This is a genomic window from Rahnella sp. Larv3_ips, from assembly GCF_003697865.1.
In the GTDB taxonomy this organism is placed as follows: Bacteria; Pseudomonadota; Gammaproteobacteria; order Enterobacterales; family Enterobacteriaceae; genus Rahnella; species Rahnella rivi.
Window position 1 is genome coordinate 158,408 of the sequence record NZ_MJIB01000021.1, and the last position, 11,828, is coordinate 170,235.

The following is an 11,828-nucleotide window of genomic DNA, read 5'->3' on the forward strand; positions in this document are numbered from 1 at the left end:
ATCAGCACCGCCACGCCAGGCAGCCCAAAGCCGTGATTGAGCATCACGCCCAGCGGTGCGCCAACGGCCATTGCGCCGTAGGTGGCCACGCCGTTCCAGGAAATCACCCGCGCGGTGTGCATCGGGCCGACCGCGCCGATCCCCCACAGGGTGGTGCCGGTGCTGCCGAAGCTTTCCCCGACGCCGAGGAAAATACGGGCGACGCAGAGCAGCAGCAGGCTGGCCAGCGGAACATGCGCAAACATAAATGCCAGCATGTAGAAAACGCCGCTGAGCCCGCAGCAAATCAGGCCAAAAATGACCACCCGTTTTGGGCCGAGCTGATCGGCATAACGTCCGGCATGCGGGCGGCTTATCAGGGTGGAGAAATACTGAACGCTGATAATCAGCCCGGCCAGAACCGAGTTATAACCGAGCGTGTTGTGTACGAACCCCGGCAATACGGCCAGCGGCAGGCCAATCGTCAGATAGACCACAAAGGTGAATAACATAAACGACAAAATGCGTTTATTGAGCTGAAGATTGGCGCGAAGCGTACTTAAAGACATGAGCAAAACCGGATGTGAATACTGAGACTGGGATCAACAGTATAAACAGGTTTTCGCGGCTGAACGGGGGTAAAAATGTTATTGGCTGTAACGTCATCGTCACTTGCAGAAAAATCTGATCCGCGTCACGCAAGTCCGCGCCACGCCTGACTTTTCCGACCAGCCTCATGGCCTGTTCACCCCTGCAAATACAGGCATTTGTTCTCGTGGAACCCGCTGATGCAGGATTTTGGTCTATGCTTTAAGTATCAGTTTTAAACACAGTAAAAAACTGAAAAAAATCGTTCAACAAGGAGAGGCCGAATGTTTAAGAAAACAGATAAAGTAGAAAAAAGCATTGATCAGGATGTGACCTTACTGGCTGACACGCTGGATGAAGTTCTTCAGTCTGCCGGGAACAAATCCAAGGATGAGTTGGATAAGCTACGCAGCAAAGCCCAGGGCGTTTTACGTGATACACGTGCACGCTTTAACGGCGATAAAATCAGCAAGCATGCCCGTGATGCTGCCGCTCAGGCCAATGATTATGTGAAAGATAATCCGTGGTATGGCGTCGGTGCCGGTGCAGCAGTCGGTATTGTGATCGGTGTCCTGTTAGGACGTCGCTAGTCACTGAAAGGGCAATTTAAGGTGTCTCACTCCTGTGTCGGGATGGTTGAAACACAGACACCAGCGCGGCTTCCCTCATTGCTGCGCGATTGCTAAAAAGACGACGGAGCCTCCGGGCTCCGTTTTCTATTTTCAGGCACCAGCAAAGGCCACTGCCAGCCGCGTAACCCACTGCTTCGCCTGCTCCGGCGAACAGATGTTTGGAAATCCCATCAGTAACCCGTTTGGCCGAAGGGCATCGCCCCGTTCGCGGCGTAACACCTGCCAGTCGGACAACGCCTGTATTGCCAGCCCCTGCTCCCGTGCAGCGCGCGCGATCGCCGCATCATCCAGATGCGGGCTGAGTGTGGCGCAAAGCTGGATCCCCCCGGCCTGCTGATTTACCCGCAGCATGTCCGGCGAAAACGTTGCCCTCAGGGCCTGTTCCAGAAAGCCGCGCCGCTCTGCATACAGCTGACGCATCCGTTTCAGGTGCCGGTAAAAATGCCCCTGTTCAATAAATTCCGCAATGCTGTTTTGTATCAGCGGCGGCGTGCCGCAAATGCGCAGCGGGCAATACGCCTCGATCTTTTCCACTAGACTTTCAGGCACCACCAGATAACCGCAGCGCAGCGCCGGGAACATCACTTTGCTGAACGTCCCCGCGTAAATCACACGCCCCTGCGTATCCAGGCTTTTCAGCGAGGGCAGCGGCTGGCCGTGATAACGGAACTCACTGTCGTAGTCATCTTCGATAATCCACGCCTGCTGTTTCGCCGCCCAGTCGAGCAGCGCCATGCGCCGCGCTAAACTCATGGTCACGCCGGTCGGGCTTTGATGCGCGGGTGTCACCACGGCGAAACGCGCATGGGGGTGCTGGGCTACCGCCTGCGGCACATTCATGCCTTCCTCATCGACATTCACCGCCATCGGCACCGCCCCGGCTGCGCAGAAAAATGCCTGCGTCACCGGATACCCCGGATCTTCCAGCCATACGCCATCGCCCGGCTGTAACAGGCTGCCGATGACCAGATCCAGCAGCGGTGCATATCCGGCGCAAATAAAAATCTGCTCCGGGCGGCAGGTGAAACCCCGGGAAAGCTGCAAATAACGGGCAATGGAATGGCGTAAACCGTCGGTACCGGCCAGCGGCGGATGGCCTAAATCGTTCATGCTGGTGTGACGGATTTGCCTTGAAACAATGCGCGACCAGATTGCACGGGGAAATGCATCCAGCGCCGGAAGGCCGAGCTGAAAAGGCAGCGAAGACACGGATGGCAGCATCGGGTTAATGGGTTTGGGCACGGCGATTTTTCTCACCGGCGAGGGCGCGGGGGCGGATAAGCTCTGCGGCGCGCTGACCACCGTTCCGGCCTGTCCGCGGCTTTGCAGAAATCCTTCTGCCGTCAGCAGGCCATAGGCATTTTCAACGGTGGCGCGCGCCACGCCGAGTTCACTGGCCAGCGCCCGCACCGACGGCACGCGGCTGTCGCGTTTAAGTTGCCCTGTCATGATCGCCTGTTTTACCCGCTGATAAATCTGCCGGTAAAGCGGTTCTTTGTGTCGGGGATCGAGCTGAAAGGCAAGGCTGAAACGGCTCATTCATGACCTGCTTAAATAGACATTTTATGGCCCTGTAGTGTAGACCATGTACAGCGTAAAGTGGCGTTCATTGAGACGCAACGTGCGTCACTGTTTACACCAAAATCCCAGAGGAAATCATCATGACCGCACTTCGCCTGCCTTACTATTCCCTGTCTTCTTCCGTGATGGAACCCATGAAAGCGGCGCTCGGTGCGCTGGAAAACGGTCCGCTGGATAACGTGATTATCGAGCTGGCATTCCTGCGGGTTTCGCAAATTAACGGCTGCGCCTACTGCCTGGATATGCATGCCAAAGCATTGCGCAAAATGGATGTCGCGCAGACCAAACTGGATCAGCTGGCGGGCTGGCAGGTCAGCCATGCGTATTCAGAGCGTGAACGTGCGGCGCTGGCGTGGGCGGAATCCCTGACGCTCGTGGCAGCAACCGGCGCACCGGATGAGGCGTTTGCGCCACTGAAAGCACAGTTCAGCGACGTGGAAATCTCAGAACTGACATTTGCTGTTGGTCTGATGAATGCGTTTAACCGCCTCGCCGTCGGCATGCGCCAGTAACTTTTTGAAAGTGTAGTGTTTATTTTTTGAACATATTCTTGCGTCGCGTTGCGCAACAAATCGGGTCAAAAAAAGTTTTCTCTCTCCAGCCCGCTGCCTGCGGGCTTTGTCATTTATGCAATACGCATTTTTGAAATATCTACATATTGTGTGGTTGAATATTTTAATTACCACATCTAGTATTCAATCCATCGGGACGCCATGAAGGCACCGACTCTCGCGTCTTTCCCCCGGCTGAAGCAGCCGCACAGCGGGAAGGCAAAAATTGTCTCTGATTTCTTACCAAATGGAAATACGAATCATGAGCATTATTATTTACAGTAAACCAGACTGTGTCCAGTGCAATGCGACTTACCGTGCATTAGATAAACATGGCATTGCCTATGAAGTGATCGATTTAACTCAGGACGATCAGGCCCTCGGCCAGGTTCGCGCCATGGGTTATCAGCAGGTTCCGGTGATTGTCGCCGGTGACGATCACTGGTCCGGTTTCCGTCCGGACAAAATCAGCGCCCTGCGTCAGCTTCAGAACGCGTTCTGAGGGCCGGCGGATGAATCCGTTGGTCTATTTTTCCAGCAGTTCAGAAAACACCCATCGCTTCGTCGGCAGAACAGGATTGCCGGCGATCCGCATCCCGATAGATCGCCAGCCAGAAAAATTGCGTGTCGAATTACCGTACATTTTAGTGGTGCCGAGCTACGGCGGCGGATCGGCCAAAGGCGCGGTACCGACACAAGTGATCCGTTTTCTGAACGATGAACACAACCGTTCACTCATCCGCGGCGTTATCGCCGCCGGGAATACCAATTTCGGCGCAGCGTATTGCATTGCCGGTGACATCATCGCCCAGAAGTGTCAGGTCCCTTACCTGTATCGCTTTGAATTACTGGGTACGCCGGAAGACGTTGCAAAGGTTACACAGGGAGTTACTGAATTTTGGCAACGACAGAAATGAATCTCACCGAGGCGGACACCTCCAGCCCGGACTATCACGCGCTCAACGCCATGCTCAATCTGTTCGATGCCGAAGGTCGCATCCAGTTCGATAAAGACCGGCTGGCGGCGCGTCAGTATTTTCTGCAACACGTGAATCAAAACACCGTGTTTTTCCATAATCTGGCAGAGAAGTTGCGCTATCTGGTGGAAGAAGGTTATTACGAAGCCGCGGTGCTGGATCAGTACGCATTTGACGATATTAAAGCGTTGTTCAAACAGGCTTACGCCAAAAAATTCCGCTTCCAGACCTTTCTGGGCGCATTCAAGTATTACACCAGCTACACGCTGAAAACGTTCGACGGCAAGCGTTACCTCGAGCGTTATGAAGATCGCGTATGCATGGTGGCGCTGACGCTGGCGCGCGGCGACATTCAGCTCGCCGGTCATTTTGTCGATGAGATCATTTCCGGCCGCTTCCAGCCCGCGACGCCGACGTTCCTCAACTGCGGCAAAAAACAGCGCGGCGAGCTGGTGTCCTGTTTCCTGTTGCGTATCGAAGACAACATGGAATCCATCGGGCGTTCGGTAAACTCGGCGTTGCAATTGTCCAAACGCGGCGGCGGTGTGGCGTTTATGCTGACCAACATCCGCGAAGTGGGCGCGCCGATTAAGCGCATCGAAAACCAGTCTTCCGGCGTCATCCCGATCATGAAAATGCTGGAAGATGCGTTCTCTTACGCTAACCAGCTGGGGGCACGTCAGGGCGCGGGCGCGGTCTATCTGAACGCCCATCACCCGGACATTTTGCGTTTCCTCGATACCAAACGTGAAAACGCCGACGAGAAAATCCGCATTAAAACGCTCTCGCTGGGCGTGGTCATTCCGGACATCACTTTCGAACTGGCGAAGAACAACGAAGATATGTACCTGTTCTCGCCGTATCACGTCGAGAAAGTGTATGGCGTGCCGATGTCTGAAATCAGCATCAGCGAGAAATACCGCGAGATGGTGAATGACAAACGCATTCACAAAAGCAAAATCAACGCGCGTGAATTCTTCCAGGTGCTGGCGGAAATTCAGTTTGAATCTGGCTATCCGTACATGATGTTTGAAGACACGGTCAACCGTGCCAATCCGATCAAAGGTCGCATCAACATGAGCAACCTGTGTTCGGAGATTTTGCAGGTGAATTCACCGACGATCTACGGCGAAGACCTCTCCTATGAGGAAATCGGTAAAGACATCTCCTGTAATCTCGGCTCGCTGAATATCGCCTCGGCGATGGATTCACCGGATTTCGGCAACACGGTGGAAATGGCCGTGCGTGCGCTGACCGCCGTGTCGGACATGAGTAACATCCGCTCGGTGCCGTCTATCGATCAGGGAAATCAGGATTCACACGCCATCGGCCTGGGTCAGATGAATTTGCACGGTTATCTGTGCCGCGAGCGTATTTATTACGGCTCGGAAGAAGGTCTGGATTTCACCAATATCTATTTCTGCGCCGTGGCTTTCCATGCGATCCGCGCGTCGAACCAGATCGCCATTGAGCGCCAGCAGTCGTTTAAAGGTTTCAACGATTCCACCTACGCCAGCGGCACCTATTTCGACAAATATGTCGATGATGCGCAGGCCGAAAAATGGCAGCCGAAAACGGACCGCGTGCGCGAACTGTTTGCCGACGCCGGAATTGCCCTTCCGACCACCGCAGACTGGGCGGCGCTGAAAGCTTCTGTGATGCAGCATGGCCTGTATAACCAGAATTTACAGGCGGTGCCGCCGACCGGTTCTATTTCTTACATCAATAATTCGACGTCGAGTATTCACCCGATTGTGTCCCGCGTGGAAATCCGCAAAGAGGGCAAGATTGGCCGTGTCTATTATCCGGCGGCGTTTATGACCAACGACAATCTGGATTACTACCAGGATGCCTACGACATCGGGCCGGAAAAAATTATCGATACCTATGCCGAAGCCACGCAGCACGTCGATCAGGGGCTGTCGCTGACGCTGTTCTTCCGCGATACCGCCACCACGCGCGACATCAACAAAGCGCAGATTTACGCCTGGCGCAAAGGCATCAAAACCATTTATTACATTCGGCTGCGTCAGATGGCGCTGGCAGGCACTGAAGTTCAGGGCTGCGTTTCCTGTACGCTGTAACCGATTGAAAGGACGAAAAAATGAGTGCAGTAAAACAATTATTAGTACCGCAGCCAGTCAGCAAAGCCATCAACTGGAACAAAATTCAGGACGATAAAGATCTGGAAGTGTGGAACCGTCTGACCTCCAACTTCTGGCTGCCGGAAAAGCTGCCGCTGTCGAACGATATTCCTTCCTGGGCGACGCTGAGCGCGCAGGAAAAGCAGCTGACCATCCGCGTGTTTACCGGCCTGACGCTGCTGGATACCGTGCAAAACGTGGTCGGCGCGCCGACGCTGATGAAAGATGCGGTGACGCCACACGAAGAGGCGGTTTACTCGAATATCTGCTTTATGGAAGCGGTGCATGCGCGTTCTTACAGCTCGATTTTCTCGACGCTGTGCGCCACCGTGGACGTGGATGAGGCCTACCGCTGGAGCGAAGAAAACGTCGCGCTGCAAAATAAAGCGGCGATCATTTTGTCGTATTACGACGGCGAAGATCCGCTGATGAAGAAAGTTGCCAGCGTGTTCCTCGAATCCTTCCTGTTTTATTCCGGTTTCTATCTGCCGATGTACTGGTCGAGCCGCGCCAAACTGACCAACACTGCCGATCTGATCCGTCTGATCATCCGCGATGAAGCGGTTCACGGTTACTACATCGGCTATAAATTCCAGAAAGCGCTGGCGCTGGAAAGCGAAGAGCGTCAGCGTCAGATCAAAGAGCAGGCGTTTGATCTGATTCAGGATCTGTACGACAACGAGATCCGCTACACCGAAGAACTGTACGACGGCGTAGGCTGGAGCGAGGATGTGAAGAAATTCCTGCATTACAACGCCAATAAAGCGCTGATGAACCTCGGCTACGAAGCCCTGTTCCCGGCCAGCATGGCGGATGTGAATCCGGCGATCCTTTCCGCATTGTCGCCAAACGCCGACGAAAACCACGATTTCTTCTCAGGATCCGGCTCTTCCTATGTGATCGGCAAAGCCGTTAACACCGAAGATGAGGACTGGGATTTCTGATGTCTTCGCCCTCCCCTTCATCGCGGAGGGCTGACATAAACCCCGCTTTCTGCTGTTGCCGTTATTTTTCTGAGCGTTAGTATAGAAACAGTGTTTCAAAACCCTACACGATCAGAAAAAGGAAACATCATGCCTTATACGGCCTCCCCCTCCCGCTATGAAACCATGCAATTTCGCCGCTGCGGTCAGAGCGGTTTAAAACTCCCCGCCCTTTCGCTCGGCCTGTGGCATAGCTTCGGCCACGTCAGCCCGCTGGAATCACAACGCGCCTTGCTGCAAAAAGCCTTCGATTTAGGCATTACCCATTTCGATTTAGCCAATAACTATGGCCCGCCTCCGGGTTCCGCCGAAGAGAATTTTGGGCGTTTGCTCAAACAGGATTTTGCCCCTTATCGCGATGAGCTGATCATCTCGACCAAAGCCGGATACGACATGTGGCCGGGGCCTTACGGTGCGGGCGGTTCGCGCAAATATCTGCTGGCGAGTCTCGACCAGAGCCTGCAACGCATGGGGCTGGATTACGTTGATATCTTCTATTCGCACCGTGTGGATGAAGAGACACCGATGGAAGAAACCGCCGCCGCGCTGGCGTATGCGGTGCAAAGTGGCAAAGCGCTGTATGTCGGGATTTCGTCTTATTCACCGGAACGCACGCAGAAAATGGCGGGGCTGTTACGTGAGCTGAAAGTACCGCTGCTTATTCATCAGCCGTCTTACAATTTGCTCAACCGCTGGGTCGATAAGAGCGGTTTGCTGGATACGCTGGAGCAAAACGGCGCGGGCTGTATCGCGTTTACGCCGCTGGCGCAGGGCCTGCTGACCGGTAAATATCTCAACGGGATCCCGGACGGGTCGCGGATGCAGGTGGAAGGGAATAAGGTGCGCGGGCTGAATGCCAATATGCTCAGCGAAGCCAATCTGAAAAGTCTGCAACTGCTCAATGAGATGGCGCAACAGCGCGGCCAGACCATGGCGCAGATGGCGCTGAGCTGGTTACTGAAAGACGAACGTGTGACGTCGGTGCTGATCGGGGCCAGCCGCCCTGAGCAACTGGATGAAAACGTGAAAGCGCTGGAAAATCTGCGTTTTACAGCTGAAGAGTTGACGGCGATAGATAAGCATGTGGCGGACGGGCAACTGAATCTGTGGCAGGCATCCTCCGATAAATAAGATGGCAAAAAAAGTGCCCTTAATTAAACCCCCGATACAGGGTCATTTAATTAGGGGCACTTAGCTTTCATTTAAAACATTATTAACAACGGGTGCTGCTGATTATTTCACGCTTTCAGCGGGTTCTTTAGCAGGCTGAGCGGTTGCCGGTGCAGCTTCTTTATGAGAAATAGTCGGCACTTCACCAAATTTGATTTTCACATCTTTCAGTTTGGCCACCAGATCCGCCGTCACATCCAGATCTTTTGAATAACTCATTGCACTTTGAACAGGCATGATTGCATCAATTTTATGCGCTTCACGGTATTGCTCCGTGACCGTTTTCACTTCTGCTACTACAGCATTACGCGCAGCCATTTGTTGAGCCTGCCATTGTGCATTCAGTACGTTAGCATCAGCCTGACGGGCCTGAGGGACTTTATCCTGTGGCAGCGTTTTATAATTCTCTTCCACTAATTTGGCGCCGTCCTGCAGGCTCTGGTGCACCTGTTCCAGATGCGTTTTTTCCTGAGCCGCCAGGCCTGAGTCGATCATGATTTGCTCAATATTTGCGAATTTCATATTTTTGTCTCCGGTAGATTTATAATCACATCCTGCAAGCATGGAGCCTGCAATAACAATAACAGCGAGCATTCCTGCAATACTTCGGGTTGAAACTGACTTCATAAAATATCCTAAACAAGTGAGATAGTGACGAACCGCTAAATAATTCTCTGCTAAAAATAGTCGTATTTCAATTTAGAAATACTTATTTCATCATTTACGAAATATAAATCGAAACCATAAATACCCCGCAGTTTTAACTTTTATGGTTATTTATAAAGCATTATGCGGTGAGTTCTAAACGGCGAGCCGTTTCGTAATGGTCTACCCAATACTGATTATCCAGTGAAGAAATCGTGACGCCTTCAATTTTGGAAGCATGAATAAATTGATCTTCACCGATATACACACCAACGTGGCGATCCCCCGGCGTGGTTTTGAAAAACACTAAATCGCCGGGTTTAAGATTATTTTTACTGACTGCCCGGCCATTCCTGATTTGTTCAAACGTGGTGCGCGGCAATTTTTTGTGCAGTGAATCATTAAAGATATGCTGCATCAGCGCGGAGCAATCCACCCCCTGGTGTGTGGTGCCGCCCCAGTGATACTGGGTGCCTTTCCAGTTTGAATATTCAGATAACAACGCCGATTTAATGTTTTTTGACCGGCCTGTATTTCCGTCATAAACGGCGGATTCTTTTATATTGAAAAGTTCATTGTCGGCAAACTGATGGTTACCGATCGCCCTGAATTCACCTGGCAAATCAAATGCAAAAGAATTCATGCTGACTAATAAAGGAGAAGAAATTAATAATGCAGAGATAAATGTTTTAAAACGAAACATGTCGGAGGTCTTTTCTGAAAAATATTATTCTTCCTTACCTGTAAACCAGCAAACGGGGCGGGTGACTCGTCGTTGAGTGCGCAAATAATAAACGACAGGTGAAAAATAACCAGCCGAAAAACAGTCCATAATAGGACTCGCCGAAATTATCCTATGAAACAACGCCCTCCCGCAGGAGGGCGCGGAGAAAGGCTCAGGAGAAGAACTTCGCCAGCACGAAAAGCCCGACGGAAACGTTGATCGCCCCGCCGATGCGCGTGGCAATTTGCGCGAACGGCATCAGCGTCATGCGGTTACCGGACGTGAGGATCGCCACATCGCCGGTGCCACCCTGCCCGCTCTGGCAGCAGGAGACGATCGCCACATCGATCGGGTGCATACCGATTTTCTTGCCGACGTAAAAGCCGGTCGCCACCAGCGCCACCACCGTGGTGACGATCACCAGCAGGTTTTGCACGGTAAAAGCGTCGATCAGCTCCTGCCAGGGGGTGATCGCCACGCCGACCGCGAACAGCACCGGGTAAGTCACGGCGGTGCGGAAGAATTTATAGACCGCCATCGATCCGTGCTGAATGGTCGGAGAAATCCCGTTCGCCAGCTTCACCACCACTGCCGCAAATAACATGCCGACCGGCGCGGGCAGGCCGATCCACTTCTGTCCAAGCATGCCCACCATGTACAACAAGATCGCCAGCAGCGCACCGCAGGCCAGCGCATTCACGCCCGGATTGCCCTCAAACTCGTCGGTGCCGCTGCCCATCTGGCCTTTTTTAGAGGGCATCAGCTGGCCTTCGCCGGTCAGATGCGGATACCGTTTGCCGATCTGATTAAGTACGCCAGCCAGCACGATCGCCGTCAGGCTGCCCAGCATGACGATCGGCAGAATACGGCCCAGCGCCACGCCTTGCTCCATATGCAATAGAGTGGCGTAACCCATCGACAGCGGGATCGCCCCTTCGCCCACCCCACCGGCCATGATCGGCAGGATCAGGAAGAAGAAAGTTTGCACCGGCGGTAACCCTAACGCCGTACCCACGGCCATCCCGGCAAGCATCCCGACGATTTCACCGCACAGCATCGGCACAAATATGCGCATAAACCCCTGGATCAGCACCTGGCGGTTCATGCTCATGATGCTGCCGACGATAATGCAGCAAATGTAGAGATAGAGAATGTTGGTGGATTTGTAGAATTTCACCGTGGAATCCACCACGACGTCCGGCAGCAGGCCGTAATGCACCATCGCTGAAGGTATAAAAGTGGCGCAGATCGCCGCCGCGCCCAGTTTTCCCACCACCGGCAGGCGTTTGCCAAACTCGCCGCAGGCAAATCCGAAGAAGGCCAGCGTCGCCACCATCACGACGATATCGCTCGGCAGTTTGCCATTGAGGCAATCGAGCAGGATAAGCACCCCCGCCAGCAGGAAGAAAGGCAGCGGAATAATCCCTATCTTGTAGTTATCCAAAATATGCCACCATTTTTGTCTGGCGGAGGCTGTGGATTTTTTGGTGTCTTCTTTAACAACAATGTAGGAATCGTCGGTTGTGCTCATGACATCGCCCTTTTCTTATCGTGACTTTTTATTGAGAGTGCCAGCATAAAAAACAGGGCGTCAGGGCGGATGTGAGTTTGTTCAAATTAAACCCGCAGGGATTAAGGTTGTTATGGTTTTTATGGTGTTAATGCGACGGCCTTTATAAGGATTATCAGATTAGTAGTAAAAACCCATATTAACCCTGTAATTACTGCGTGAAATAAAGACGAATTTAATTGCCCGTTCACAACTCTGCCGTTGTCCGATGACGATGGCATTTGTGCCGTGATAGGGTTATTCGATGTGTGGCTTTTGATTTTCCCCGTGGCAGGTGACTTTCT

General features: G+C 52.9%; 12 protein-coding genes. 7 read left to right on the forward strand and 5 right to left on the reverse strand.

Annotation, left to right across the window (positions count from 1 at the left end; all coding sequences use genetic code 11):
- A partial coding sequence (locus ED901_RS20220; protein WP_122097054.1) for an MFS transporter occupies positions 1-548 on the reverse strand: 548 nt, incomplete at its 3' end.
- A gap of 303 nt (positions 549-851) precedes the next feature.
- On the opposite strand from ED901_RS20220, the gene ED901_RS20225 reads away from it, so the two are divergent.
- A complete protein-coding gene (locus ED901_RS20225) occupies positions 852-1,157 on the forward strand; it encodes a YqjD family protein (protein ID WP_056781972.1) in 306 nt (101 codons plus the stop codon).
- Positions 1,158-1,289: 132 nt separating this feature from the next.
- Here the strand turns inward: ED901_RS20225 and ED901_RS20230 are convergent, their stop codons facing one another.
- The gene (locus tag ED901_RS20230; RefSeq protein WP_122097055.1) at positions 1,290-2,738 is read right to left on the reverse strand and encodes a PLP-dependent aminotransferase family protein; all 1,449 of its coding nucleotides are present in this window, start codon (positions 2,736-2,738) and stop codon (positions 1,290-1,292) included.
- Positions 2,739-2,860: 122 nt separating this feature from the next.
- On the opposite strand from ED901_RS20230, the gene ED901_RS20235 reads away from it, so the two are divergent.
- The 6 genes from ED901_RS20235 to mgrA all read left to right on the forward strand — a co-directional run bounded on the left by ED901_RS20235 (position 2,861) and on the right by mgrA (position 8,566).
- Entirely contained in the window at positions 2,861-3,292 is a 432-nt protein-coding gene (locus ED901_RS20235; protein ID WP_056781976.1) for a carboxymuconolactone decarboxylase family protein, read from the forward strand.
- 301 nt (positions 3,293-3,593) lie between these two features.
- Complete coding sequence (gene nrdH / locus ED901_RS20240; RefSeq protein WP_056781978.1) at positions 3,594-3,833, forward strand: glutaredoxin-like protein NrdH; 240 nt, start codon at positions 3,594-3,596, stop codon at positions 3,831-3,833.
- Positions 3,834-3,843: 10 nt separating this feature from the next.
- Positions 3,844-4,248, forward strand: a complete 405-nt coding sequence (nrdI, locus tag ED901_RS20245) for a class Ib ribonucleoside-diphosphate reductase assembly flavoprotein NrdI (protein WP_122097056.1) — start codon at positions 3,844-3,846, stop codon at positions 4,246-4,248.
- Positions 4,230-6,392: a class 1b ribonucleoside-diphosphate reductase subunit alpha gene (nrdE, locus tag ED901_RS20250; protein WP_122097057.1), complete on the forward strand. Its 2,163-nt coding sequence runs from the start codon at positions 4,230-4,232 to the stop codon at positions 6,390-6,392. The genes nrdI and nrdE overlap by 19 nt, the downstream gene beginning before the upstream one ends.
- A gap of 20 nt (positions 6,393-6,412) precedes the next feature.
- Positions 6,413-7,396 carry a class 1b ribonucleoside-diphosphate reductase subunit beta gene (gene nrdF / locus ED901_RS20255; RefSeq protein ID WP_056781984.1) on the forward strand — a complete coding sequence of 328 codons (984 nt, stop codon included), beginning with the start codon at positions 6,413-6,415 and terminating at the stop codon, positions 7,394-7,396.
- Between the two features lie 129 nt (positions 7,397-7,525).
- Positions 7,526-8,566 carry an L-glyceraldehyde 3-phosphate reductase gene (gene mgrA / locus ED901_RS20260; RefSeq protein WP_122097058.1) on the forward strand — a complete coding sequence of 347 codons (1,041 nt, stop codon included), beginning with the start codon at positions 7,526-7,528 and terminating at the stop codon, positions 8,564-8,566.
- A gap of 102 nt (positions 8,567-8,668) precedes the next feature.
- On the opposite strand, the gene ED901_RS20265 is transcribed toward mgrA, so the two are convergent.
- From ED901_RS20265 to ED901_RS20275, 3 genes are all read right to left on the reverse strand, one after another.
- Positions 8,669-9,127 carry a hypothetical protein gene (locus ED901_RS20265; protein WP_136374640.1) on the reverse strand — a complete coding sequence of 153 codons (459 nt, stop codon included), beginning with the start codon at positions 9,125-9,127 and terminating at the stop codon, positions 8,669-8,671.
- Positions 9,128-9,392: 265 nt separating this feature from the next.
- Complete coding sequence (locus tag ED901_RS20270) at positions 9,393-9,953, reverse strand: NlpC/P60 family protein (RefSeq protein WP_056781989.1); 561 nt, start codon at positions 9,951-9,953, stop codon at positions 9,393-9,395.
- Between the two features lie 193 nt (positions 9,954-10,146).
- Positions 10,147-11,505, reverse strand: coding sequence for a 2-hydroxycarboxylate transporter family protein (locus ED901_RS20275; RefSeq protein WP_122097060.1), 1,359 nt, complete (start codon positions 11,503-11,505; stop codon positions 10,147-10,149).
- Positions 11,506-11,828: the final 323 nt, after the last annotated feature.